Source organism: Nannocystis pusilla, from assembly GCF_026626665.1.
In the GTDB taxonomy this organism is placed as follows: domain Bacteria; phylum Myxococcota_A; class Polyangia; order Nannocystales; family Nannocystaceae; genus Nannocystis; species Nannocystis pusilla.
The window spans coordinates 9867147-9891895 of the sequence record NZ_JAPNKE010000002.1; the positions used below are offsets into that span (position 1 = coordinate 9867147).

General features: G+C 69.9%; 20 protein-coding genes and 1 tRNA gene. 9 read left to right on the plus strand and 12 right to left on the minus strand.

What is annotated here, in order from left to right; translation table 11 throughout:
* Positions 1-130 precede the first annotated feature (130 nt).
* Positions 131-3733, plus strand: a complete 3603-nt coding sequence (locus OV079_RS43715; RefSeq protein WP_267775721.1) for an AgmX/PglI C-terminal domain-containing protein — start codon at positions 131-133, stop codon at positions 3731-3733.
* Positions 3734-3808: 75 nt separating this feature from the next.
* Here the strand turns inward: OV079_RS43715 and OV079_RS43720 are convergent, their stop codons facing one another.
* The 3 genes from OV079_RS43720 to lexA form a co-directional block, all read right to left on the minus strand.
* Entirely contained in the window at positions 3809-5644 is a 1836-nt protein-coding gene (locus OV079_RS43720) for an AMP-dependent synthetase/ligase (RefSeq protein ID WP_267775723.1), read from the minus strand.
* Between the two features lie 473 nt (positions 5645-6117).
* Positions 6118-8178, minus strand: a complete 2061-nt coding sequence (locus OV079_RS56710) for a TonB family protein (protein WP_267775724.1) — start codon at positions 8176-8178, stop codon at positions 6118-6120.
* 214 nt (positions 8179-8392) lie between these two features.
* Positions 8393-9031, minus strand: coding sequence for a transcriptional repressor LexA (gene lexA / locus OV079_RS43730; protein WP_267775725.1), 639 nt, complete (start codon positions 9029-9031; stop codon positions 8393-8395).
* A 254-nt stretch (positions 9032-9285) separates the two neighbouring features.
* Between lexA and OV079_RS43735 the strand changes: the two genes are divergently transcribed.
* The 3 genes from OV079_RS43735 (at position 9286) to OV079_RS43745 (ending at position 10971) form a co-directional block, all read left to right on the plus strand.
* Entirely contained in the window at positions 9286-9711 is a 426-nt protein-coding gene (locus OV079_RS43735; RefSeq protein ID WP_267775727.1) for a hypothetical protein, read from the plus strand.
* Between the two features lie 145 nt (positions 9712-9856).
* Positions 9857-10735, plus strand: a complete 879-nt coding sequence (locus tag OV079_RS43740; RefSeq protein ID WP_267775728.1) for a ribulose phosphate epimerase — start codon at positions 9857-9859, stop codon at positions 10733-10735.
* Positions 10736-10839: 104 nt separating this feature from the next.
* Entirely contained in the window at positions 10840-10971 is a 132-nt protein-coding gene (locus tag OV079_RS43745; RefSeq protein WP_267775729.1) for a hypothetical protein, read from the plus strand.
* A 9-nt stretch (positions 10972-10980) separates the two neighbouring features.
* On the opposite strand, the gene OV079_RS43750 is transcribed toward OV079_RS43745, so the two are convergent.
* On the minus strand, positions 10981-11451 hold the full coding sequence (locus OV079_RS43750) for a hypothetical protein (RefSeq protein WP_267775730.1): 471 nt from the start codon (positions 11449-11451) through the stop codon (positions 10981-10983).
* 514 nt (positions 11452-11965) lie between these two features.
* Between OV079_RS43750 and OV079_RS43755 the strand changes: the two genes are divergently transcribed.
* Positions 11966-13054: a TIGR04552 family protein gene (locus OV079_RS43755; protein WP_267775731.1), complete on the plus strand. Its 1089-nt coding sequence runs from the start codon at positions 11966-11968 to the stop codon at positions 13052-13054.
* A gap of 159 nt (positions 13055-13213) precedes the next feature.
* Entirely contained in the window at positions 13214-14038 is an 825-nt protein-coding gene (locus OV079_RS43760; protein ID WP_267775732.1) for an endonuclease/exonuclease/phosphatase family protein, read from the plus strand.
* Between the two features lie 203 nt (positions 14039-14241).
* On the opposite strand, the gene OV079_RS43765 is transcribed toward OV079_RS43760, so the two are convergent.
* The 8 genes from OV079_RS43765 to OV079_RS43800 form a co-directional block, all read right to left on the minus strand.
* The gene (locus OV079_RS43765) at positions 14242-14658 is read right to left on the minus strand and encodes a hypothetical protein (protein WP_267775734.1); all 417 of its coding nucleotides are present in this window, start codon (positions 14656-14658) and stop codon (positions 14242-14244) included.
* A gap of 47 nt (positions 14659-14705) precedes the next feature.
* A complete protein-coding gene (locus OV079_RS43770) occupies positions 14706-16856 on the minus strand; it encodes a sensor domain-containing diguanylate cyclase (RefSeq protein ID WP_267775735.1) in 2151 nt (716 codons plus the stop codon).
* On the minus strand, positions 16853-17194 hold the full coding sequence (locus OV079_RS43775; protein ID WP_267775736.1) for an FtsB family cell division protein: 342 nt from the start codon (positions 17192-17194) through the stop codon (positions 16853-16855). The genes OV079_RS43770 and OV079_RS43775 overlap by 4 nt, the downstream gene beginning before the upstream one ends.
* A 73-nt stretch (positions 17195-17267) precedes the next feature.
* Positions 17268-17843: an MYXO-CTERM sorting domain-containing protein gene (locus OV079_RS43780; RefSeq protein ID WP_267775738.1), complete on the minus strand. Its 576-nt coding sequence runs from the start codon at positions 17841-17843 to the stop codon at positions 17268-17270.
* Positions 17844-18004: 161 nt separating this feature from the next.
* Positions 18005-18640, minus strand: coding sequence for an MYXO-CTERM sorting domain-containing protein (locus OV079_RS43785; RefSeq protein ID WP_267775739.1), 636 nt, complete (start codon positions 18638-18640; stop codon positions 18005-18007).
* An 80-nt stretch (positions 18641-18720) separates the two neighbouring features.
* Positions 18721-20049 carry an eCIS core domain-containing protein gene (locus OV079_RS43790; RefSeq protein ID WP_267775741.1) on the minus strand — a complete coding sequence of 443 codons (1329 nt, stop codon included), beginning with the start codon at positions 20047-20049 and terminating at the stop codon, positions 18721-18723.
* Positions 20050-20158: 109 nt separating this feature from the next.
* The gene (locus OV079_RS43795; protein WP_267775742.1) at positions 20159-20575 is read right to left on the minus strand and encodes an ExbD/TolR family protein; all 417 of its coding nucleotides are present in this window, start codon (positions 20573-20575) and stop codon (positions 20159-20161) included.
* On the minus strand, positions 20572-21267 hold the full coding sequence (locus tag OV079_RS43800) for a MotA/TolQ/ExbB proton channel family protein (protein WP_267775744.1): 696 nt from the start codon (positions 21265-21267) through the stop codon (positions 20572-20574). The genes OV079_RS43795 and OV079_RS43800 overlap by 4 nt, the downstream gene beginning before the upstream one ends.
* Before the next feature lie 247 nt (positions 21268-21514).
* On the opposite strand from OV079_RS43800, the gene OV079_RS43805 reads away from it, so the two are divergent.
* The 3 genes from OV079_RS43805 to OV079_RS43815 all read left to right on the plus strand — a co-directional run bounded on the left by OV079_RS43805 (position 21515) and on the right by OV079_RS43815 (position 24748).
* Positions 21515-21587: transfer RNA gene (locus tag OV079_RS43805), tRNA-Ala, on the plus strand.
* 300 nt (positions 21588-21887) lie between these two features.
* Positions 21888-23603 carry a 3-oxoacyl-ACP synthase III family protein gene (locus OV079_RS60685; protein ID WP_267775745.1) on the plus strand — a complete coding sequence of 572 codons (1716 nt, stop codon included), beginning with the start codon at positions 21888-21890 and terminating at the stop codon, positions 23601-23603.
* A complete protein-coding gene (locus tag OV079_RS43815; RefSeq protein WP_267775747.1) occupies positions 23537-24748 on the plus strand; it encodes a DUF4388 domain-containing protein in 1212 nt (403 codons plus the stop codon). The genes OV079_RS60685 and OV079_RS43815 overlap by 67 nt, the downstream gene beginning before the upstream one ends.
* Position 24749: the final 1 nt, after the last annotated feature.

A 24749-nucleotide genomic window follows, 5' to 3' on the forward strand; every position in this document is an offset into this window, starting at 1 on the left:
TATGCCACGCCTCGACCGCCGTGCTCGCGCGACCGCGCCCTCGTTGAAAGAAAAAGACATGTTGTTTGGAACATGTCGCAATGGACTGGCAGTAAGGTGTGGCGCGGCGGCGGCGCTGGCCTCGCTGACGATGGCCTGTACGGCCAATCCGGGCAAGGCGGAGGCGACGGCGACGACGATGGCGTTGCCGAGCAAGGGCGTGAAGCTCACCGACGACGGGGCCACGCGGCGAGCCCCGGTGTCGCTGACCGCGTCGGACGGGACCGGGCTCAAGCTGGTGAGTTTGAAGGCCCGGGGCGTGGTCGAGGAGCCGCTGGCGTTCACCGAGCTGCACCTCGTGTTCGAGAACCCGAACGACCGCCAGATCGAGGGCCGCTTCGAGATCGACATGCCGCCCGGCGCGGCGATCTCCCGCTTCGCGATGAAGATCCACGACCGCTGGCAGGAGGGCGAGGTCGTCGAGCGGCAGGCGGCGCGCGTCGCCTACGAGGACTTCCTGCACAAGCGGCAGGACCCGGCGCTGCTCGAGAACAAGGCCGGCAACTCGTTCAGCGCGCGGGTGTTCCCGATCGGACCGCGGGAGCGCAAGGAGCTGATCGTCTCGTACTCGCAGGAGCTGCCGAGCTCGGCCGAGCCGTACCGCCTGATGCTGCGCGGCCTGCCCGAGCTCGACGAGCTCGACGCCAGCGTGATCCTGCGCGAGCCCGGTGACTCCGCGGCGCCGACCAGCCTGGGCGGCGCGGCGGTCAAGACCAGCGTCATCGAGATCAAGAAGCAGAAGTACCTGCCGGAGCGCGACCTCGAGGTCCGCTCGGACCGCCCGGCGGCGTTGATGGGCCTGCGCCACGCCAACCTGGCGGTCGCGCGCGTGGCCCCCGTCGGCGACATGCCGGCGGTGCCGATCGGCGCGCTCACGGTGCTGTTCGACACCAGCGCGTCGCGGGCCCTCGGCTTCGACCGCCAGCTGCGGCGGCTCGCGGATGTCCTGAAGAGCATGCGCGAAGAGACAGGCGCCGATTTCCCGCTGCGCGTGGTGTGCTTCGACCAGGCGACCGAGGAGGTCTACGACGGGCCGGCCAGCGGGTTCGGGCAGGCGCAGCTCGAGCGAATCGCCTCGCGGCGGGCGCTCGGAGCCTCCGACCTGGCCGGAGCGCTGACGTCGCTGGCGGCCGACGCGGGCGGGTCGCGCCGGCTGCTGGTGTTCTCCGACGGCATCACGACCGCGGGCTCGGCCGAGCACGCGGCCCTGCGCGACGTCAGCAAGGCGCTGGCGGCCGCCGGGTTCGAGCGCGCCGACGCGATCGTGGACGGCGGGATCCAGGACACCGCGAGCCTCAAGGCGCTGACCACCGCCGACTTCCCGAGCGACGGCGTGGTGATGGACGCTCGCCTCCCGCTCGAGACGATCGCGCACAAGCTCGGCAGCGCGACGCTGCCGGCGATGAAGGTGACGGTGCCCGGGGCCGCGTGGGTGTGGCCGGACACGATCGAGGGCGCGCAGCCGGGCGACGAGATGCTGGTCTACGCCGACCTGCCGGTCGACGCGGCGATGCGCGTGGTGATCGAGGGGCAGGACCGGATCGACGCCGAGGTGCCGACGACGGCCGTCGAGCGGCCGCTGCTCGAGCGGGCGTGGGTGCGCGCGCAGGTCGAGCGGCTGCAGGCGCAGCGCTCGAGCCTGGCGGAGACCGACACTGCGGCGCGGGCGGGGCTGCAGAAGACGATCGTCGAGCTGTCGACCAAGTACCGCGTGCTCAGCGACTTCACCGCGCTGCTGGTGCTCGAGTCGGAGTGGGACTACCAGCGCTTCAACATCGATCGCAACGCGCTGGCCGACATCTTGACGGTGGGCGCGACCGGGGTCGAGCTGTACAACCGCAAGTCGGCGCCGCAGGCGGCGCAGAAGCCCGATCCGGGCACTCTGGTGCGTCGAGAGGAGCGCGAGGAGTTCAAGGCGCCGGCCGAGCCGCGGCGCGACGCCATCCCGATGATGGCGCGCAACTTCGATCCGGAGATGGCGCAGCGGCAGGCGGGGATCCTCGGGGTCATGTCCCAAGAGTCAGGTCACTTCCTGGCCAGCCCGTACGGCGGGTCGTTCGCGGTCGGCAACGACGACGCCGACGTGTGGGGCGGATTGACGGGCACGGAGATCGGCGAGGCGTACGGGGTCGGCGGGCTCGGGCTGGTCGGCACCGGTCGCGGCGGCGGCGGCACGGGCGAGGGCACGATCGGCCTCGGCAACACGGGGCTCATCGGTCGCGGCGGTGGCGGCGGCACGGGCTCCGGCTACGGCCGCGGCGCGGGAGCGGGCTTCGGCGGCCGCGGGACGCGAGTGCCGACGGTGCGTCAGGCCAAGGCCGAGGTGCAGGGGGCGCTCGACAAGGACATCATCCGCCGGATCGTGCGCGCCCACATCAACGAGATCCGCTACTGCTACAACCAGGCGCTGGCGCGCGATCCGGGGGCCAAGGGGCGGGTGGCGATCCAGTTCGTCATCGGCGGCACGGGCAAGGTGCCGACCGCGGTGGTGTCCGAGAGCACGATGCGAGACGCACGCGTCGGCAGCTGCATGGCCCAGGCGGTGCGGCGCTGGACCTTCCCCAAGCCGCAGGGCGGCGGCTCGGTGACCGTGACGTACCCGTTCGTGCTCGAGCCCGGCGGCGGGGTGCCGACCGACTACACGCCGCCGCCGCCGCCGACGCCCGAAGAGCTGGCGCGACAGCAGGCGGAGCTCGAGGCGGGGCTGGTCCGCATGCGCGAGCAGGACGCGCAGCGGCTGGCCGAGCAACAGGAGGCCGAGCGCACCGCCAACAGCCCGTACACCGGCAAGTTCTTCGACGTGGCCGAGAAGCTGCGCAGCAAGGACGCGCGCGGGGCCGTCGCGCTGGCGCTGGAGTGGCACGAGCAGGACCCGGGCGACGTGCTGGCGCTGATCGCTCTCGGCGAGGCGGCCGAGACCGCCGGCGACATGCTCACGGCGGCGCGGGCCTACGGCTCGATCATCGACCTGTTCCCGTCGCGCGCGGACCTGCGGCGCTACGTCGGCGCGCGCCTCGAGCGGCTCGGCGAGGCGGGCTCGACGCTGGCGATCGACACCTTCGCCAAGGCGGTGGAGTCGCGGCCCGATCACCCGTCCAGCCACCGCCTGTACGCCTACGCGCTGCTCAAGGCGGGCAAGCACAAGGAGGCGTTCGAGGCGCTCAAGGCCGGAGTGACGCGGACGTACCCGTGGGGCCGCTTCGCGGGGACGGACCAGATCTTGCGCGAGGACCTGGGCCTGGTGGCGGCGGCGTGGATCAAGGCCGAGCCGTCCGTGGCGTTCACCGTGCGGGCGACGCTCGATGGGCTGAACATCCCGCTGCCGAGCGGGCCGTCGACGCGGTTCGTGATCAACTGGGAGACGGACGCCAACGACGTCGACTTCCACGTCCACGACGGCCGCAAGGACCACGCCTTCTACTCCCAGAAGCGGCTGCCGAGCGGCGGCCAGCTGTACGCCGACGTGACCACCGGCTACGGGCCGGAGTGCTTCACGATCGAGGGCGAGGCGAAGGCGTTCCCGTACAAGCTCGAGGCCCACTACTTCAGCCGCGGACCGATGGGCTACGGCATGGGCAAGCTGCAGATCGTCCAGCACGACGGCAAGGGCCAGCTGAAGTTCGAGGAGCGGCCGTTCGTGATCATGAAGGACCGCGCCTACGTCGACCTCGGCACGTTCGACAAGCCGCTGTGATTCTGATCCACATAAAAGAACATGGCGCCGAGGGCGTGTCCTCTGCGCCATGTCTTTCGGGCCATGCCCGAAGGTTCAGTCCTTGCCGGCGGGGTACATCGCGTCGATCAGGGCCTTGTAGCGCTTGGAGACCTCCTTGCGCTTGACCTTGAAGGAGGCGGTGAGCATGCCGTTGTCGACCGTGAACTCCTCGGGGGCGATCTTGAAGTACTTGATCGACTCGAACGAGGCGAGGCCCTGGTTGACCTCGTCGAGGTAGCCCTGGACCTCCTTGTGGACCGCGTCGCTGGCGATGTCGGGGGCGTTGCCGGTGCGCTGGGCCCAGGCGGCCAGCTTCTCCTTGTCGACGGTGACGAGGACGACGCAGTACTTGCGACCGTCGCCGATGACCACCGCCTCGCTGAGGATCGGCTTGGTCTTGAGCAGGGCCTCGATCTTCTGCGGGGCGACGTACTTGCCGCCGCTGGTCTTGATGAGGTCCTTCTTGCGGTCGGTGATCCGCAGGTGCATGTCCTCGTCGAACTCGCCGATGTCGCCGGTGTGGAACCAGCCCTCGCCGTCCCACGCCTCGGCGGTGGCGTCGGGCCGGTTGAGGTAGCCGGACACGACGTTGGGGCCCTTGGCGAGGATCTCGCCGTCCTCGGCGAGGCGCAGCGAGACGCCCTTGATCGCCGGACCGACGGTGCCGATCTTCCAGTTGTTGGGGCGGTTGGTGGTGAGGCCCGGGCAGGTCTCGGTGAGGCCGTAGGCCTCGCACACGTTGAGGCCGAGGGCGATGAAGAACTCGCCGACCTCCTTGGGCAGCGGCGCCGAGCCGGACAGCAGCACGTGCATGCGGTCCATGCCGAGCTTGGCCTTGAGCTTGGAGAACACCAGCTTCTCCGCCAGGGCGGCCTTGACGCTGAGCGCCAGCGGCAGCGGCTTGTTCTTCTGGCGGTACGGGATGGTCGCCTTGCCGACCCCGAGCGCCCAGTGGAAGATCTTCTGCCGCAGCGGCGGGCTCGAAGACACCGTGGTCATGATCTTGCCGTAGACGCGCTCGTACACCCGCGGGGCCGCCGGCAGGAAGCCGGGGCGCGACAGGCCGAGGTCCTCGGCGACGGTGGCGATCGACGACAGCACGATCTTGCAGCGGAAGAAAGCGCCGCCGAACTCGACCAGGCGGCCGAACGAGTGCGCCAGCGGCAAGAACAGGAACGCGCCGCCGACCCGCGCCTTCTCGCTGAACATGCCGACCTCCTCGACGTTCTCGAGCATGCTCAGCATGTTGTCGTGCGTCTGGATGACGCCCTTCGGCGGGCCGGTGGTGCCGGAGGTGTACGTGTACGTGGCGACGTCCGAGCGCTGGATCGTCTGCAGCCGCTTGTCGCGCTCGCCCTTGGTCTCGGCCAGCGCGGCGCGGCCCCGGGCCTCGACGTCGGCCAGGCTCTCCCAGTCGGACCCCGGGGCGATGCCGGTCGGGTCGATGACGATGAAGCGCTTCAGCTTGACGGCGTCGGCCGGGTACTCGACCTCGAAGAAGTTGAAGCCGCGCTGGGCCGCGCGCACCTTGTCGAGCATCTCCTTGTTCTCGACCACCAGCATCTCGGCCTTGGTGTCGGCGTGGATGTAGCCGATCTCGGGCGGCAGCAGGCTGACGTAGATCGGCACGGTGCGGTAGCCGAGCGACAGCAGCGCCCAGTCGGCGAGGATCCACTCGAGCCGGGTGTTGGCCATGATCGTGACGCAGGTGCCGGGCGCGGGCGCTTGGCCGCCCTTCAACAGCCCGGAGGCGATCGCCTCGACGCGATCGGCGGCCTCCCTGAACGCCACGTCGACGTAGGCGCCGCCCTGACGGACGCGATAACCCGGACTCTGGCCCTCGGAGCGGGCGCGGTCGAAGAACATCTGAGCGAGGTGTGTGTCAGCCATGATCGAGGCGCTCCAACGTGGCACCTCTTGTAGCGAAGGCTCGCACGCCTGTCCAGGCGCCTTCCCGGCGGAGATTTCCGGGGCTCGCGGGGCGTGGACGCGCGGGAGCCTCGTTCGTGGGCCAGCCCGGCGTAGCCGCGCAAACGACGTTCATGGGACCGAGGGTCCTGTCTGAAGGGACATGTCCCCAGGGGCGGGCGAGCGACGGGCCCACGCACGCTCGAGCCCGCCTCGCAAAGCGCGCGGCGAGCGGCCGCTCGCCGCATGCACGATCACCCGCGCTCGCGCGGAGGTCAGCGAGCCACGCCGACGACGCGCCAGTCGCCGAAGCGCCGCTCTGCGGCCGCTCGCCGCACGCACGATGGCCCGCGCTCGCGCGGAGGTCAGCGAGCCACGCCGACGACGCGCCAGTCGCCGAAGCGCCGCTCTGCGGCCGCTCGCCGCACGCACGATGGCTTGCGGCTGCGCGGAGGTCAGCGAGCCACGCCGACGACGCGCCAGTCGCCGAAGCGTCGCTCGAGGATCAGGATGAAGGGCTCGCCGCGGACCTTGCTGACGGCGTAGTTGCGGCCGAGGCCCTCCTGCACGCCGGCGGGGACGCTGCCGAAGCGCTTGCGCAGGCCCGAGGCGGTGAACACCTCGGCCGCCCCCGGCGCGCCGCTGCCTGCCTCGTCGAGCATGGCCTGGAGGACACCTTGCAGCTCCTCGCGCGTGCGCGCGACGACCTGGTCGCCGATGACGAACGGCAGGCTGGCGCGAGCGGCCAGCTTGGCGGCGTCGCGGGCGGCGAACACCTTGAGCCAGGCGTTGGCGGCGTGCCCGGCCTCGGCGTCGGGCTGGTCGCCGCTGCCCTGCTCGGGCGGGGTGCCGTGGTTGTGACCGTCGCCCTCGCCGTGCTCGTGGTTGTGCCCGCCGCCGGGCGCGGCGGGACCCTCGGGGCCGGACGGCCCGGGCGCGGCGGGGCCCATCTGGCGCGCGAGTCGACGCGACGCCCCCGCCTCCGACTCCGAGCTGGCCGGACGGACAGCTCGGTTCGGATCGGGGCGCTCGCCCTGACCGGAGTTGTCGAGGATGAACGGCTCGGCGCCGAAGGTGCCGCAGGCCCGCTCGTCGCGGTGGAACGCCCAGTGGATGTAGACCTTGCCGTTGCCGCTCAAGATCTCGCGCGGCGGCTGCGGGTAGGGCCCGGCGTTGCGCACGACCTCGCGCGCGGCCCCGTCGAACTGCATGTTGCCGGAGTAACGGACGGTCCGCAGCTTGTCGAGCGAGCCGTCGCTGTTGAGCACGATCTCGACGCGCGTCCACAGGTCGGGCTTGTTGAGCGCGTTGCCGCGGCCCATCGTGTCGAGCTGCTCGAGGAAGCCGAACGCCCACTTGTCGTGGATCGTCCGGTGCATCGTGGCGATGAACTGGGCGAACGGGTGCTTGCGCGAGCGCAGCGCGGTCTGGTTGCCGGGCCGCACCTCGGGGACCATGTTCTCGAGCGGCGATTGATAGAGCTCGCGCGCCTCCTCCCAGATGCCCTTCTTCTTCGACTGGCGCTGGGAGATGAGGTCCTTCTTCTCGGCGATGTCGCGCCCGAACAGCGCGTTCATCTCGTTGGACGACAACCTGAACCGAAGGACAGGTGACTTGGTGTCGGACGAGCCGGCCTGTTGTTTGTTGCGCTGCATGACCGCGGCCTGAGCCTTCTGGTCGGGCGCGAGCTCGCCGGACGAGGCGGCGTCGGCGGCGGCCTCGTGCTTGAGCATCTCGGGCGAGTGCTCCCGCGGGGCCAGGTCGCGCATCGACAGCATGCTCTTGGCCTTGGGGTCGTTCTGCTCGGGGATCTTGGTCTCCGGGCTCTGCTGGACCTTGGGGGCCTCCTGCGCCAGCTGGCTCTTCTGCTCGCGCGTCTCGGCGATCTTGTCCTCGGCCGCCATGCCCTTGGTGGGGTCCTCGCTCGGCTCCTGCTGCGAGGCCTTGGCCTGCTCGGCGTCCTTCTGCAGGTTGGTGATCTCGGCCCGGGTCTCCTCGGTGACGTCGCGGTTGACGTTGGAGAGGTAGTGCGCGTCGTCGGGGGACTCTTTCTCGTCCTTCTCCTCGAGCTGCTCGACCATCTTGAGCTGCAACAGCTCGAAGTCGATCTTCTCCTTCGGCTGCTCCTCCTCGGGCGGCTTCTCCTCTTCCTTCTTCTTCTCCTCGGGCTTCGGCTCCTCGACCGGCAGCGGCTCGGGCGGCTTCTCGAGCTCCTTCTCTTTCTTCTTCTTCTCGCGCTCTTTCTTCGGCTCCGGCAGCTCCGGGTCGTCGAGCTCCGCGAGCGGATCGATCGGATCCTTGTCGTCGACCAGCGCGACGACCACCTCGGTCTCGCACTTGCCGTCGACGATCGTGTGCAAGAGGCCGTCGTAGAGCTTGGCCTCGTCGCCCGACAGCGCCTTCTCGAGCAGGTCGACGCCGCGCTCGTAGCCGTTGACGCACGCGGGCTTGCGGGCGACCGGGTGCGAGGCGACGCGGTCGTCGGAGCGGATGAGCACCAGCAGGCTGGTACTCACCGCGGCGACGTTGATGCCCGCGGAGAACAGGAAGCAGGCGAGGAGCGCGAGTGGCCCGGCATCCCGACGACGCCGAGCGCGGTCCCCAGGCGCGAGAGCGCCAGGTGTGGGCGGCCGCGGCACGGGCAACACTGTAGCGGAAATCTATCGCCAGAGCTCGCCGCCGCCATTGCCTGCACTCACGGCGGCGACAGCGGCCGAGGCCGCCTGCCAGCTAGTGGAGGCTGCGGTAGACGCCGATCACTTTGCCGACCAACTCGAAGGCGCGATGATCGCCGCGGTGGACGTAGATCGGCTGCATCGCCGCGTTGCCGGGCTGCAGGCGGATCTTGTCGCCCTCGGGGTAGTAACGCTTGCACGTCACTTCGCCCTCGATCATCGCCACGACGATCTCGCCCCGCTCGGCGTTGGCCTGGCGACGGACGAACACGTAATCGCCGTCGAAGATTCCATCCTCGATCATGCTCTCGCCGAAGACGACGAGGCCGAACACCTCGCGCGGCTGATTGCCGTGGAGGAAGAACTGGTCGACGCTGATCCGGTTGGTGACGTTCTCGTCGGCCAGGATCGGCTGACCCGCGGCCACGCGCCCGAGGATCGGGATGTCCGTGGTGCGAACGCGCGCGGCGCTCTCCGGCGCATCCACCGGCCGCAACGCGCGGCTCTTGAGCTCCTCACGGACCAGGTATCCCTTGCGCTCGAGCGCCTTGAGGTGGTCGTTGACCCCGTTGGTCGAGCGGATCCCCATGTGCTCGCCGATTTCGCGCAGCGTAGGCGGGTACCCGTTCGCATCCAGGCAGGAGGAGATGAAGTCGAGCGCTTGCTGCTGGCGGTGGGTGAGCTGGGGTTTCACGGGGAGAGCCTCCTGCGGCGGCTGCGGAGATCACGCCTTCGGCACTGAACGGGTGTATACAACAAATTTGCTCAGGTCAAGCTATGCGGAACTGCGAAAGGCGCCGACATGCCCCGGCCGACAGAGCCCGCCAAAGCCTGAAATTTGCCCGATGAAGCGGCCGCGCAGACCCTTCCGGCATGGGTCCGGATCTCGACAGGAGGCAGGGGCGAAGGGACCGCCGCGATCCTTCGCGGCCGGCGATCGCGCCGGGCGTGGAGCGACGCGTCAACCAAGGCTCCCGCCGGCGCCTGCCGGAGCCGCGTTGGCGCCAGTGGCCCTCGATCCTCGCCGCGGCCGCGCTCGGGGTGGTGGCGGCCGTGGCGCTGCAAGGCCTGCAGGCCGACGCCTCCGGGATCGAGCCGGCTCCCGTCGAGGTGACCGCGGCCGCACCGCCCGTGGTGCCGGTCAAGACGACGCCGATCTCGCTGAGCGAGGCGCAGGTCCTGCATGACGAGGCCGCGGCGCTGACCCCCGCCGGGGTCGCCCTCGACGAGACGGCCCATTCGACCTGGTTGCCGCGAATCGGGCGCCTGGAGGCTGCGGTGGCGGATCCGGGGCTGGCGCCGGAGATCCGCGCGGAGCTCTCGGCGACCCTCGACGCGCTGACGCAGGTCGGCCTCGGCGGAAGGCGGCCTTAGACCTCCGAAGCTCCCGGCAGGTTTCGAGTGTTTGCTGCTTTCTGTGATAGCGTGAGTGCTGGGAGGTCCACTCATGAGATCGCTTCAGCTTTGGTTCGTGTCCGTCGCCGTGGTCGCTTTCGGCGCATGCGGCGACAAGTCCGGGATGATGACCGGCCAAACCGGTCAGACCGGCGATCCGCCCGACTCCGAGGGCGACGACACCGAAGAGCCCGAGGACACGACCGGGCCGGGAACGAGCTCGACCACGGAGCAGACCGGCGGCACCAACCCCACGAGCGGACCGGTGGGCCCGACGAGCACGTCCGAGGGCGAGACCTCCACCAGCGCGGGCTTCATCGTCCCGCCCGACGGCGGCATCAGCGGCCAGTGCGACCCGCGAGTGCAAGACTGTCCCGAAGGACAGAAGTGTACGGCGGTCGCGCCGGCCGAGGGCGAGCCGTGGGGCGTCAACACGTGCGTGGAGATCAAGGGCGACGGCGCGGTCGGCGACCCGTGCGACGTCGAGGACGGCAAGTACACCGGCATCGACAACTGCGCGGTGGGCAACATCTGCCTGCTGACCGACGACGAGGGCGCGGGCGGCGTGTGCGTCGAGTTCTGCGACACCAACGACGCGTGCCCCGACACGCCGACGGCCAACTGCGTGGTCTACAACGACGGCTCGCTGCCGATCTGCCTCGGCTCGTGCGACCCGCTGCTGCAGGACTGTCCCGAAGGACAGGGCTGCTACAACTCGGCCGGGGATCTGTTCGTGTGCTTCAAGGAGTCGGCGATGCCCGGCGAGGGCGGGCCCGGCGACGAATGCCAGTACATCAATCAATGTCAGAAGGGCGGGTTCTGCGCAGCGACGGCCGCGGTCGCCAACTGCCCGCCGAACTCGTCCGGCTGCTGCACCCCGTTCTGCCCGGTCAGCGGCGGCAACGGGCCGTGCCAGGCGGGCGAGGAGTGCACGCCGTTCTTCGAGATGGGAATGGCTCCGCCCTCGTATGAGGATGTCGGGGTTTGCGTGATCCCCGCCTGATGCATGGGCTAGCGCTCGGAGCGCCTGGAGACGAGGAAGCAGGGACCCGCGTCAGGTCGACCGGGCCCTTGCTGCTACGCTGCCGGACATGCGGCTCCTCGTGAATGCCATCATCACCGGCTTCGGGCTCAAGCTCGGGGCCGACATCTACAAGGCGGTCAAAGAAGAAGCTCGGGCTCCCCGACGACGACGGCGACAACAAGGTCGTGCCGGTCGACCCGGCGGCGCAGAGCTGAGGCTACCGCTCATTCCTTGGGCGTCCGGGAGCCCGGCGACGTCTGCGGCGTCGGCGGGGTGCCGGACGCCTGCTGCGGCGACGACGGCTCGCGGGCAGCCGGCTCCCTCGGGGGCTGCTGCTCTTTGGAGCGCGCCGTCGCCTTTTCGGCCTTGATCGCCGACTTGAGCTGGCCCTCGGGGTCGATGGAGAAGCGGATCTCCGCCTTCACGTCGATCACGAGGCCGGCGATGACCCGCTGCAACAACTCGACGGTGTCCATGCCGTCGAGGAACTGCCGGACCTCGGCGCTGACCATCCGCACGACCTCGTTCTTGGTCGCCTGCGTCACCCCGGTCACGATCTCCTTGCCCTTGCCGATCGCGCCGTCGGGATCGAGCAGGCCGGCGAGGCCCTCGCCGATCTTGCGCCGGAAGCTGCTCGAGGTGAACCCGAGGCGGTCGTCGCGGGGTGGCACATCGTCGTCCTCGGGGTCGCGCATGGCGTCACAGTAGCGCCCCCGCGCACGCGTGGCCATCCGTCCCGAGGTGCGCCCACGCGTCCCGGAGAGGCCTTCCGCGGGCCGCGCCAGGCTTCTGGCGCCCAGGCCGCCGGGCGGGGGACTTTCCAACGGCCGCGGGAATGTGTTATCTGCCATCCGGCGTTCTGGCCCCAGAAGACGGGGGCCCGGCGCCTTCAGGCCGCAGGACCCCGAAATCGCCCGAATTCCCGGTCTGAACTCCCCCCGCTCCAGCTTGATTTATGGGCCCGGCGCCCGGATCCCTTGCCTTGCGAACCTTGGATTGAGCTTCGAGAGATTGTCCTACATCTCCCACTTTTTCCGACCTCGCCCGATTCCGTGATAAGTCCCGAGCACACGACTGCAAGGACTGGAGCAACAAGGTTCATGACCGCTTACCTCGGAAACATCTGTGCTGCCCTCGTCACGATCGGCCTGCTCGTCGGTACCCTCCGCTTCTCCCGGCAAGTAAGCGGCTGAGCTGGGCTGCGGCGCGATGGCCAGGCCTCCGCAGCGCTCCGATCAATTCGGCGCCTTCTTGGCCTCGCAAGCGCTGTGGCGCGAGGCCGCGCAGGGCGGCGAGCACGCCGAGCTGTCGCTGCAGGACATCAACGAGATCCAGCTGCTGCTGCGCGGGCAGTCGGTCATCGACTGGCACCGCCTGGCGCTGAGCTCCGAAGAGGACGTGCGCCGCTTGCTGGCGCTCAACGGGCTCGACCTCGGCGACCCACGCGACGAGGCCCGCCTCGCCGACCTCCGCCAGCAAGCCGTCCGCTACATCAGCGACGTGCTCAAGCTGCGCCTCGACGACACCATCGCCGACAAGGTGCCGTGGGTGCAGCTGCCGCAGATCGCCTCGAGCAAGGCCAGCGCGCACCAGCGCCAGGCCTGCACGCTGCTCAAGGTGATGCACATCCTCAATCACCTCGAGGCGCGCGAGATGCGGGCGTCGCTGGCGATCTCCGACTCGGAGATCTTCTCGCTCGTCGAGGAGAGCGTGACCCGCATGTTCGACGAGCTGCGCACCGCCGGGGTGCCGGTGGTCGAGTTCTCGTGGTCGCGCAAGTCGAAGGAGTCGCAGCTGACCAAGCTGCTGCTCAAGAAAGAGACCAACGCGGCGCGCGTGTTCGACCGCCTGCGCTTCCGCCTGATCGTCCGCAACCCCGACGACCTGGTGCCGACGCTGCGGATCATGCTGCACCGCTGCATCCCGTTCAACTACGTGGTGCCCGACCAGACGGTCAACTCGCTGATCGACCTCAACAGTTTGAAGGTCCTCGGCGCCGACGCGAACTTCGACACCGACGCCGGTCACCGCGCGCAGCCGACGTCCAACGAGTTCTCCGGCAAGAGCTTCCACGTGCTCAACTTCGTCGCCGACCTGCCGGTCCGCGTCGACGCGCTGCTGCCCCACGACCACGACGAGCGCCGCGGCCGCGTGGTGTTCGTGCTCGCCGAGTTCCAGGTGATGGACAAGCGCACCGCCGAGGCCAACGAGCAGGGCGAGAGCTCCCACGCGGAGTACAAGCGCCGGCAACACCAGCACGTGCGCATGCGCCTGCTCCGCGAGCCGCGGGACGGCTGAGGTCGTCACGGCGCGCCCGCATGAGGCGCGATCTCGTCGTCTTGTGAGCTCCGGGGCGGCGTCTACCGTCGATCCTGCAATGCAGGATCACCGTCGTCGTCCCCGTCGTCGTCGCGTGTGGCTGTGGGTGCTGCTGGTGGCGATCGCGCTGCTGCTGTGGTGCCGCCGCGAGGCGCCGCTGGTGCTCGGGACGTTTATATACAGACCTTCCCGCACGGCGAGACCGTCGACGAGGCGGTGGCGGCGGCGATCGCCGAGCTCGACGCCGACGCGTTCGCGGTGCAGGAGATCCGCGATCCCGGGCGGTTCTCCGCGACGCTGGACCGCGCGAGCGCGTTGAGCGGCCGGCGCTACGCGGCGGTGTTGACCGATTCGTGCCGGCACAACAGGAAGGGGCGGCTGAGCGTCGGGGTCGTGTACGACACGGCGCGGCTCGAGCTGAAGGACCACCGCTCGCTCAGCAAGGGGGAGGTCTGTCCCACGGGACAGGCGCCGGCGCTGCTGGCTTCGCTGCGGACGCGCGCCGGGCGGGCGCTGACGCTGGTGTCGGTGCACTTCGACTCGGGCGGTGCCCCGCGGCGGTTCGAACAGCGCAAGCAGCAGTGGCAGTGGTTGACGGCGATCTTGCCGGCGCTGCGCGAGGAGTTCGGGGACGTGGTGGTCGCCGGTGACTTCAATACGACGGGGTACCTGGTGGAGAACCACCCCGAGCGCCGCTTCATCGACGAGATGGTCGAACGCCACGCGCTGCAGCTGCCGACCGGGGGGCTCGGGTGCTCGGAGTACTGGCAACCGAAGAAGAAGGTGGCGCGCTGGGAGGCGAGCCTGCTCGATCACTTCCTCGGCGCGAAGGAGCTGTCCTTCGGGACACCCGAGGTGCTCGGCATGTGCGCGGCCCTGGCGTGCGAGGAACAGACGACGGAGCCGGCGAAGTTGCGCTCGGTGTCGGACCACTGCCCGGTGCGCATCGCTCTGGGCGAGTGACGGAAGCTCGTGGCGAGCACGCGGGGCGCACTGTCGGAGCGGCGCGGTCGTGATCTTCGACCACGGCCGTGCAGTGATTGCCCCGGTTCCCCAAGATCGCGGGCTTCGAGCTGCCTACGGCGCAGGAACGATGCGTCCGCTGGCTCGGCAGGAGCGCGGCTTGGAAGTTCCGGCTCGCAGCGATTTCGCGGCGCTCTCGCGGCTCACCACTGCACGACGTCGCAGGTCGGGTCGAGCTTGGGAGCTTCGGCTTGCGGGAGCTTGACCTCGAGCGTCTGGTCGCCGCTGCGGATCGTGTAGTTGCCGGGCTCGAGGCCGCCGACGATGCAGGCGACGGACAGGGTCAGGCAGGTGTCGCAGGGGCCGCTGCGCTGGGTGTAGACGCCGCCGGCGTGGAGGTTGATCGTGCTGCCCTGGCGGTCGACCTCGCAGTTGGCGTTGAAGTCTTTGGGGCAGGCCATGCAGTCGTCGAGGACCACCACGACCTCGAGCTCGTCGCCGGCGGCGAACGAGGCGAGGGCGGGGGCGTCGACGCAGATCTCGCCTTCGCTGTAGTTGTGCTGCTCGGCGCAGGCCGGGGCGAACACCAGGAGGAGGGGGACGAGCCGGGCGTATCGCATGGGATCAGTATGGCAGATCGGTGGCAAGTCGGCGGGCGCGCGGGCGCTCAGGCCAGCTGGCTGGCCCGCGTGACGCAGTTCCGGCCGTTGTGCTTGCAGTGGTAGAGGGCCTGGTCGGCGCGCTCGATCAGCTCGGCGGTGGCGTGGCCGTCGGTGGGGTACTCGGCGACGCCCATGGAGATCGTGACCGCGAACGGGCCCTGGTCGCTGGTCATGGTCTGGGCGGCGACCTCCTCGCGCAGCTTGTTGGCGAAGATGGCCGCGCCCTCGGCGTCGGTGTCGGGCAGGACCAGCACGAACTCCTCGCCGCCGTAGCGGGCGACGATGTCGACCTTGCGCGCGCGGCCGGCGAACACCGCGGCGACCCGCTTGAGCACGGCGTCGCCGATCGGGTGGCCGTAGGTGTCGTTGACCTTCTTGAAGTGGTCGATGTCGGTGAGGATCAGCGAGAAGTTGCGACCTGTCCGTTCGGCCAGGGCGTGGATCTGCGCCAGGCGCTCCTGGAAGGCGCGGTGGTTGGTGAGGCCGGTGAGACCGTCGGTGGTGGCGCGCTCCTCCATGGCCCGGTACATGCGCGCGTTCTGCAGGCCGACGCTGAGCTGGTGCGAGAGGACGCGGAGGATCTCGCGGGTCGCCCGCGGGAACTGGCGCTCGCGCGCGGCCGCGAGGGTGAGGGTGCCGAGGACTTTTTCGCCGTGCAGAAGCGGCAGCACCAGCACGCTCTGGGCCGGGCGCAGGCGGGTGTGGACGTCGAACACGACGGTCTCGGGCTCGACGCGCTCGTCGGCGGCCGGCATGAAGTGGCGGTTCTTGGTCGCCATGGCGACGAGGCCGGAGCCGTGCTCGAACACGCGGTCGCGCAGCGACTCGGCGATGCTGCGCCAGCCGGCGCCGTGGTTCGGGTCGCGGTCGCCGGGGACGTCGACCGCGAGCACGCGGTGAGCCTCGGCGTGCTCATCGTAGGTCGAGATCGCCGCCAGGTCGTACGGGGCGATCGCCCGGATCGCCTCGAAGCTCTTGCCGTACAGCGCCTCGAGCCCGAGCGCGCCGCTCAGCAGCTCGCTCGCGCGGTACAGCTGCTCGTGCTCGTAGCGGCTGCGCATCGCGGTGATGAAGGCCCGCTCGTGGTCGACGGTCCGCAGCACGTGCTGCGCCGCGGCGGTCAGCTTGTCCTGCTCGGCGGCGGTGAACGGCCTGGCGTCGATGCGGTCGGCGCACAGGACCCCGAGCAGCCGCTCGCCGCGGACCAGCGGCACGGCGCACAGGTCGGTGACCGCCACCGGCGCGCCGTAGTACGGCGGAAGATGCTTCTCGGACATGTTCTTGAGGACGAGCGTCCTCGGGTTGCGCAGCAGCCCGGCCAGCACGCCGGGGTTCGCCAGCTCGGGCGCGCCGACCAGCGCGGCCCCGGCCGAGGCGGCCCGCTTGAGCACGAGCTCCTCCTCGGACATCCACAGCAGCGCGCAGGTGTGCAGCTCGAGGTCGCCGCGGATGAGCTCGAGGCTGAACGCGACCTGCTCGTGGATCGCGTGCACCGCCGACTGGGTCAGCTGCGCCTCCTCGGCGTCCCGGCTCTTGCGTGGGGCGGCGGCGGCGACCAACCGGAAATCGCGGGCCTCCTGGCGGATGTGCGTCAGCTCGTCGGCCAGCCGCTGGGCGTGCTCGCCGCGCAGGCGCCGGACCAGGGCGCCGAGGATCAGCAGGTTGCCGGCGGCGAAGAAGGCGATGTAGCTGAGGTGGAAGGCGATCCTGGCCCCGGAGTCATGTCCCGAAGACCAGCCGACGGCGACCTCGAGCAGGGCGATCGAGGCGAGCCACACGCCGGCGATCCAGCGCGCGCGGTGGAGCAGCAGCAGGAACGAGGCGAGGGCGTAGACCAGCGGGTGGGCCGGGCTGGCGAGGCCGCCGGTGACCGCGATCAGCAGGTAGGTGCCGGTGATGATGAGGAGGCCGAGCTCGAGCTCGTGGGTCTGCGAGTAGGTGGCGGCGTTCGGCCGCAGCTCGCGGGCCAGCGCGCGCACGAGGGTGGCGGCGAACACCATCAGCGAGGCGGCCAGCGCCGGGCTGCCCTCGTCGAAGGCGGTCGGCGTGGCGGCGCCCACGGCCAGCACCAGCCAGGTGGCGAGCAGGACGAGGAGGCTCCAGCGCTCGCGGGCGCGGAGGCGGAGGCCGTGGAGGGTGCGGGCGAGCGTGGTCATGGCTTGGTCTTGTCGTCGCGGCGGATCTCGAACACCACTTCACCGGGCCGGATCAGGTTGAGGTCCTCGCGGGCGATCCGCGCGACCTCCTCGGGGTCGCGCTTGAGAGCGGCGATCTCGGCGCGCAGGGCCTCGATCTCGCCCTGCAGCCGCTCGTTGCCGCGGCGCAGCGCGGCGTGCTCCTTCTCCACGCGCGCGAGGTCCTCGGCGCTCCCGCCGGTGGCGACGTGCTGCGGCAGGTAGGCGATCGCGAACGCGAGCAGCGCGGCGAGCAGGATCCGGTTGACCCATTGCATGGGGAGCGGGCCGACCTTGGCCGGGGTGATCGATCGGGGCAAAAATTCGGCGAGAGCGACCGGCCGAGTGCGCGATGCTGCGCACCCGTGCAGTGCGGACAGGCGACCGACCGCGTCACTCGCGGCGTCGCCGTCGCAGCGCGAGAGCGAGGAGCGCGAGGACGGCGGGCGGATGACCATCGCCGGTCGTGACGTCGCAGCTCGAGAAGGTGGCGTGGGTGAGGCGGTACTCGAGCTCGAGCGGCGCGTCGGGCCGCTCGATGGTCACGCGCAGGCGATCGCGGTGCGGCGTCAACTCGACGACGCCCGGGACGTCGCGCGGCCACAGGTCGGCCCATACCGCGCCTTGGTGCTCGTCGTAGTCTGGGTCGTGGTCGGGCACGTAGCGGCCCGGCACTGCCGGTTCGCGGTACACGAGGACGGCGCAGATCGGTCGGGCGAGCCGGCGTTGCCGCCGAAGGTAGCGCTCGGCCCTGGTCGGCAGCGGCGAGGTGGCTTCGAGCAGCTTCAGCCAGCCGATGTCTTCGACCATCATGTGTCGGTACGGCGTGCTGGTCGCTCGCACGCGTGCGGGCAAGTGATCGAGCGCGAGCGGGCGGCCGCTCTTGCGTGCGCCGACGAGCTCGAAGTCGAGGCGCTCGGGGAGGAAAGGCGGCGGCCTGCAGGCCGAGACCGGCGCGGGTCGAAGCAAGAGCAGCGCGCCGGCGAGTAGGCCAAGGTGCAGGCGTGAAACCGTGTCTCGAGCTCGAAGCTGACCCGGACCGAGCCGGCCGTCAATCCGCGTGCGGGTTGAGCGATTTGGTCTGTCCTATGAGACAGGGAGGAGGGCTCTCGTGAGCGCTGGGGGCTCCGTCACTCGCGGCGTCGCCGTCGCAGCGCGAGGGCGAGGAGCGCGAGGACGGCGGGCGGACGATCCTCATTGGAGGTGACGTCGCAGCTCGAAAAGGTGGCATGGGTGAGGCGGTACTCGAGCTCGAGCGGCGCGTCGGGCCGCTCGATGGTCACGAGGAGGCGATCGCGGTGCGGCGTCAGTTCGACGACCCCCGGCACGTCCAGCGGCCACAGAGCGGTCCATCGAGGATCGTCGGACTCGTGGTATTGAGGGTCGAGATCCGGGGCGTAGCGGCCGGGCACCGCTGGTTCACGATAAACGAGGATGGCACAGATCGGCTTGGCGATGCGCCGCTGACGGCGAATGTAGCGCTCGATCGGACGAGGGAGTGGTCGAGTGGCCTCGATGAGCTTCAGATAACCGATGTCGCGGACCAGCAGATGAGCATACGGAGTGCTCCGGGCGCGCAAGGTCGGCGGCAATTGCTCGAGCGAGACGGGTTGCCCGGCCCGCCGTGCGGCGACGAGCGTGAAGTCGAGGCGTTCGGCGACGAACTGCGGCGGCTTGCAGGCCGACGCTGGATCGGGGCGGAGCAGCAGCCATGTGCCGGCGAGCAAGGCGAAGCGCGAGCTGCTGCGGTACGACGGAGCTCTCACTCGCAGCAAATCTCCCAGACCTGCAGGACGGGGTCAACTCGGCCGGCGCGAGAAGCTCCGCCCTTCCCGGCTGTTCTCGGTCATGTGGAGCTCGCGCCGGGGTGGAGCTCACTCCTGTAGCGACACGCACTATCGGCCGTCATGACGCGACTCAGGGCAAGTTCGAAGATGAAGCCCATGTACGCGTCAGGCATTTGGACCAACTTCGCCGACGACAACTTCATGAACCGGCTGCGCCCGCAGTAGGCCTCGACAGCACGACGCATCAGACCCGCAGGCCCGCCCCAATAGTGGCCCCATTCATGAATGATGATCGCAGCCCGTTTCTCGACGGGTTTGATGTCCCACCACGCTTCGCAGAGCCGAACATATCGGCTTCCAGGCAGCACCAGCCCGACCTGGTTGCAAGGAGAGCACTTGTAACGGGTGCTCGGGCCCTGGCTGTGAAAGACCCTCACGCCCTCGACCAGATGTTGCCAAAGGGCGCGCTCGTGTGCGTCCCGGGCGGGCCAGTTGAGTTTGAACCACAAGCGGGCCAGTTCGCGTACTCGGCTCGAGACCTGTGCGCCGCCTGGGACCAGGACATCGGAGGCTGCTGGAAGGGCGCGGTGCGCCGCCGTCGTCATGGCGACGGCGCGAGCGTGCGCCTGCCTGACTTCTGCGGGGTCATGTCCGTCCGCTGGAGCGCACGAGACGACGCTGCCGCTTTGTTCGTTCGCCGCATTCTTGCCCTCGGGCGAAGCGAGCGCGCGCGAGAGGACCGGTGCGCCCGGGTCGGAGCGCTGCAGGGTATGCACGAGCTCGTGCGCGAGCAGCCGTCGGCCTTCGGGACGGGTAGGGGCGAATTGGCCGCCGGCGAAGGCGACGTGCTGGCCGACAGTGAACGCCTTCGCGTGGAGTCGCTGGGCCAGCTCGGCAGCGCGTGAACCTTCGTGGATCCGCACGGCGCCGAAGTCGCGACCGAAGCGGGATTCCATGTCCATACGGACAGGTCGGGGCAGGGGTCGTCCGCCTCCACGGTGGAGGTTCATGACCTGGTCTTGCAGCGCCGGAGAGATTTCTCGGCTGCCGGGGGTCGTTGGGCTGCGGCGAACGGCGAGCTCGTCGTCGTGCTCGCAAGCAGAGCACTTGCGGCGGACAGTCAGCTCGTCTTCGTGCTCGCAGGCGGCACACTTGCGGCGGACGAGCGCGGCGTCGTGGACCTTCGAGTGGACCCGCGCGAGGGGCGGGGTGCGCGCGGCGTCCGGAGGTGTGCTCAAGACGCGAGCGGCGATTCGGTCGGCCTCTTGCTCGAGCGGGTCGCTCGGCGAACCGAGTCGCAGCAACTTGCCCGAGGGACGGCTCGCCGCCGGCTTGCGGCCGGGTGCGTGGTTCTGCTTCGGCTCTCTCGTCAGCGGCGCGTACGTCATCGATGACCCTCCTCCCGATCGATCTCGACGGTGAGGGCTCTCGCTGTCAAATCGGCCGGGCAGCCGTGTCACCGGCGCGCGTCGGCCGGCGGGCTCGGGGCGGTCGCGCTCAGTGGCGGTGCAGGATGCCGAGCTTCTCGATGCCGCACACCTTGGCGACGTCCATCGCCTGCACCACCTTCTCGTGGCGGGTGTTCTGGTCGGCCTTGATGTTGACCGTCGACACCTGCTTGTCCTTGGCGGCGTTGCACAGGCGCATCTGCAGCTCGCGGTCGTCGACGACGACGCGGTCGACCTCGAAGCGGCCGTCCTCGCTGATCTCGACGACCAGGGTCTTGGCCTCGCTGGCGGGCTCGTTGCTCGAGGCCTTGGGCAGCTTGACCTTGAAGGCGCTGTCGGTGTTGAAGGTCGCGGTCAGCAGGAAGAAGATGAGCAGCTGGAAGGTGACGTCGATGAGCGGCGTCAGGTCGACCAGGTTGCCGCCGCTGCCGGGGCGCTTGCGGCCGTTCTTGCCGCGGAAGTTCACGGCGCGACCTCGGCGGCGACGGGCTTGGGCTCGGAGACGGCGGGGGCGGGGCGGGCCTTGGCGGCGCGCCGGCCGTCCTCGAGCAGGTTGACGATCGCCATCGCGTCCTCCTCCATCTCGAGCACCAGCTTGTTGGTGCGGTCGAGCAGCACGCGGTAGAGGAGGAGCATCGGGATCGCCACGGTCAGGCCGTAGGCGGTGGTGATGAGGGCCTGCCAGATGCCCTGGGCGAAGGTGTCGGGGCCGACCGCGCCGGAGGCGTAGGCCTCGACGAAGTTGCGGAACACCTGGATCATGCCGACGACGGTGCCGAGGAGGCCGAGCAGCGGCGAGATGGTGGCGACGGTGCCGACGATCTCGACGTTGCGGTCCATGTGGGCGATCTCCCGAGCGCCCACCTCCTCGACGGCCTCCTTGATGTCGGCCCGGCTGGTGCTGTGCTCGAACGCGCGGAGCGCGGAGGCGATGACCAGGGCGATCGACGACGCGTTCTCCTCGCACAGGAGCAGCGCCTCGTTGACCTTGCCCTTGGCGACGAGCGCGCGGATGCGGTCGACGAAGGCGCGGGGCAGCACCTTCGACCGCTGGGTCGACCACAGCCGCTCGAAGAAGATGCCGACCCCCACGATCGAGGCGACCAAGATGGCCCACATCAGGGGCCCGCCCTGTTCGAAGAGTTCCTTGAGATCCATCGTGGTTCGTTCGCCCGGTCGGAGAGCCTCGGCGGTAGGCCCGTGAGTGTTGCCCGATGCCGCCCGGGACGCAGGCCGGGGGGCGGGAGGAGAGGAAAAGATCCGCCGGGAGCGGATTGAAGCGGTGTACTCTCTGCCAGGGGCCTGTCGCAACCTGTCGGTGCCGCCGCCATGGGAGTGCGCTCACGTAAGAGGGCTTGACGAGCGGGGGGCATCGCTGTTAGACACTCCGCCCACCAAACGACCTGGGGGCGTAGCTCAGCTGGGAGAGCGTCGCGCTGGCAGCGCGAAGGTCAGGGGTTCGATCCCCCTCGCCTCCACCCCGCGGGAACCCAAACCCGCACCACACGAGACCGAGCCGGCACACCGCCTGCTCGGTCTCGGTCTTGGGTCCTCGCTCAAGGGTCGCGACTGTCGCCCTCGACCGCCGCGGCCCTTCGCGCTCGGGGGACCTTCGCGTCCGCGCCCTGGGGACCCTCGCGGCCAGGACCCGGACCCCCGCGGCTGCGCTCGCGCTCACGTGCGCTGAGCCTGCGAAAAACGCTGCGCCCGGCCTGCAGAGGCGGTGCGCAAGGGCTTTCAGCTTGAACGCCGCGGCGCGGGTGGCACCATGCCGGGCGATGACGAAGCGCGCCGCTATTCTGGGTTCGGGCCACTACGTGCCGACGCGGGTCGTGACGAACGACGACCTGTCGAAGTTGATGCCGACCAGCGACGAGTGGATCCACCAGCGCACGGGGATCCGCGAGCGCCGCTTCATCGAGCGCACCGGCATCGGCGCCAGCGACCTGGCGCTGCCGGCGGCCAAGATGGCGCTCGAGCAGGCGGGCCGCGACGTGAAGGACGTCGACGCGGTGATCTTCGCCACCCTGAGCCCCGACGTGAACTTCCCCGGCTCGGGCTGCTTCCTCGCCCACAAGCTCGGCATCCCCGGCGTGCCCGCGCTCGACGTGCGCAACCAGTGCTCGGGCTTTTTGTACAGCCTGTCGGTCGCCGACGCGTGGGTCCGCGCCGGCGTGTACAAGAACGTGCTCATCGCCGGCGCCGAGGTCCACTCGACCGGGATGGAGTTCAACGAGCGCGGCCGCGACGTCGCGGTGCTGTTCGGCGACGGCGCCGGCTGCGTGCTGGTCGGCGAGGCCACCCGCGACGGCCAGGGCATCCACAACGTCGAGCTCCACGCCGACGGCGTCGGCGCCCAGGAGCTGTGGGTCGAGGCCCCGGCCAGCATGTACATCCCGCGCCTTACCCCGGAGATGTTCGACGAGGGCCGCCACTTCCCGCGCATGAACGGCAAGCAGGTGTTCCGCTGGGCGACCGAGAAGATGCCCGAGGTCGCCCACTCGGTGGTCCGCCGCGCCGGCCTGACGATGACCGACATCGACATGTTCGTGCCGCACCAGGCCAACATGCGCATCAACCAACTGGTCGCCGCGAAGCTCGGGATCCCCGACGACCGCGTCGTCCACAACATCGAGCGCTACGGCAACACCACCGCCGCGACCATCCCGATCGGCATCAGCGAGTCGTGGCGCGCCGGCAAGATCGGCCCGGGCTCCCGCGTGCTGATGGCCGCCTTCGGCGCCGGCTTCACCTGGGCCGGCTCCGTGACTGTTTCTAGGACATGTCGAAGAGGACAGCATGACGCGAGAGATCAGGCCGCTGGCGGCGGACGAGGCGGAGCTGCTGGAGCGGGTCGCCGCCGACGTGTTCGACGACCCGATCGTGCCGGCGCGCGCGCGAGTTCCTGGCCGACCCGCACCACCACCTCGTGGTCGCGCTCGAGGGCGACACGATCGTCGGCATGGTCTCCGCGGTCGACTACCTCCACCCCGACAAGGCCGATCCGGAGCTGTGGATCAACGAGGTCGGCGTGGCCTCGTCGCACCGCGGGCAGGGGCTCGGCCAGGCGCTGCTGCAGGCGACGCTGGCGCTGGGCCGCGAGCTCGGCTGCCGCGTGGCGTGGGTGGCGACCGAGCGCTCGAACACCCCGGCGATGCGGCTGTACGCGGCCGCGGGCGGGGCGGAGGAGCCGCAGGAGACGGTGCTGTTCACGTTCCGCCTCGACTGAGGCGTGCGCGGACCGGCGGCGGCGCGTGGAACGCTGTCTCCCTGGTTCGGGCGGCGAGCGCAACGCGTTGCAGAGGTCCCGCGGCCGCTTGCGGGCAGATCGCGCGGGTGATACCAAGCATGCGGAGAACGCGGATCCGACTCCGCGCAGCGCATGCGCAAGCCGCAAGACGACCTGGTCTTCATCGATGAGCGAGGCGTGGCGCAGCCGCACGGCGAGCACGCGGGCACGCAGATGCGCGCCCGCGCGGGCGCGTACCGGCTGATGCCGACGCCGAACCACGTGGTGTTCATGCGCTTCACCGGCCAGGACGGCCGGCGCGACGAGGAGGACGGCGCGATCGTCCGCCTGGCCGGCGAGATCACCCAACCCGGCACGATGTGCGACGTCATCGCGCTGATCGCCCAGGCCAACTGGCGCGGCGAGCTGACGGTCCGCGACGGCGAGCACGTCCGCAGCATCTTCATCGACTCCGGCAACGCGGTGTGCGCCACCAGCGACGTCGACGAGGAGCGGTTCGGCAAGATCATGTACCGCTTCGGCGCGATCGACGAGTTCCAGCTGCGCCACACGCTCGACAAGCAGAAGGAGAGCGGCCTGCGCTTCGGCGACATGGCGGTCGAGCTCGGGATCTCGACCCACTCGCAGGTCTATCAGTACCTCGGCAAGCAGGCCGAGGAGATCGTCCTGGCGTCGATGCAGGTCAGCGACGGGATGTTCTGCTTCCTCGACGGCTTCGACGACGAGGCGGTCCCGTTCCACCACTCGCTGAGCCTCAACAACCTGCTGATGGACGGGGTCACGCGCATGGACGAGATGCGCTACTTCCGGCAGCGGGTGCCGAGCGGCGACTACGTGCCCGACCGCGTCGAGGGCCGCACCGAGCCGCCCAAGGAGTTCCGCGCGATCTACGAGGCGATCGACGGCGTGCTCAGCGTGATCGAGCTCGGCCGCGTGCTCGGCCTCGGCGAGTTCCAGACCACCAAGCAGCTGTTCCAGCTGATCCAGTCGAAGCACGTGGCGATGCAGAAGCCGCGCATGCGCGGCGGGCCGCTCGAGGTGGTCGAGACCGCCAACGCGGTGCTGCAGCAGATCCACCAGGAGGCCGACTCCGGCGGCAAGGGCACGGTGCTGCGCAACAACCTGGCCAGCTTCGTCGACCCGACCTACGACCAGCTGTTCTCGCGCGCCGGCCCGGCCGAGAAGGGCGCGTTCGAGGCCCAGCGGGTGGTCGACAACGCCAGAGCCCTGTTCGCCGGCGCCAACATCGAGCGCCAGCTCAAGGAGCTGCTGTACGACTACGTCAGCTTCGCGCTGTTCACCGCCGGCAGCCTGGTGCGCCGCTCGAAGGACCAGAGCCTGAGCAAGCAGGTCGAGCCGCTGATGAGCCGGCTGCGGCCGATCGGGTGAC